We start from the raw sequence: 854 nt of genomic DNA on the forward strand, positions 1-854 counted from the left end.
CGACTTGAGACCGACGCCAAGCAGCAAGCAAGTTGGGGAAATCGATCCGCGTTTCTCGCACTGCTCCTATTCTTCGACCAACAGATACGGATCTCGCCCTTTTGGCAAGGAGACGAAATGAGGATTCGTTTCATTGTTTCGGCGCTCGGGGCTGTAGTGGTCGCGTTGGCGGTTGGGTGCGGCGGCGGGCAGGGCGGCGGCCACAGCGCCACTTCGGTGGCACCCTCGCCGACACCCACAGTCGGGCCGACGCTGGCGCTCAATCGCATCGACGAGCTGCTCGTGCCGCCGGAAGTGGTCGGCGACATCGTCGGCTCGAAACTCAACTGGACGGGCACGCCCCCGCCCGGTTGGACCAGGCCTCCATCACCCCCTGTCATCGACGAGGGCAACCCCGACTGTGCGGCGCTGTTCGGGCTGGACACCAACACGGTTGGCGTGGCTTACACCGCGTGGCGGAGCAATCTCTACAAAGAGGACAAGGACACGTACGAGCATGCGGTCCGTCAAGCCGTTGCGACGGTTGTCGATTCCAAAGCAGCGACGGTGTTGCTTGGCAACGCTTTTGCCAAGCGTCTCGATGCGTGCAGCAATGCCGTCATCCACCTGAGCGGCAAATATCGATGGAGATTCCAGAAGACCGACGCGACCGATACGGGAGTGCGGTGGACGGGAACGGAACTGGAGGACGGGCAGATCACCGGCTGGGTCTGCGCCAGCGAGGCGCGGGCAAAGAACAATGTGGTGATCTACGCGCAGGTGTGCCAATGGGGCAACGGCGCTCCGGCCGCAGCGACGATCCTGGACAAGATGTCGGCGAAGATACCGGGATAGAGCTTTTCACGACTCCTGCC

General features: G+C 62.5%; 1 protein-coding gene. It reads left to right on the top strand.

Annotation, left to right across the window (positions count from 1 at the left end):
* Positions 1-117: 117 nt before the first annotated feature.
* Positions 118-834 carry a sensor domain-containing protein gene (locus A5713_RS18095; protein ID WP_082973023.1) on the top strand — a complete coding sequence of 239 codons (717 nt, stop codon included), beginning with the start codon at positions 118-120 and terminating at the stop codon, positions 832-834.
* Positions 835-854 lie beyond the last annotated feature (20 nt).

The organism is Mycobacterium sp. E2497, assembly GCF_001668695.1.
Classification (GTDB): Bacteria; Actinomycetota; Actinomycetes; order Mycobacteriales; family Mycobacteriaceae; genus Mycobacterium.

What these genes read in the sequence shown, in the direction of transcription:
- A5713_RS18095 (WP_082973023.1), top strand. Translation starts at nt 118, where the DNA reads ATGAGGATTCGTTTCATTGTTTCGGCGCTCGGGGCTGTAGTGGTCGCG.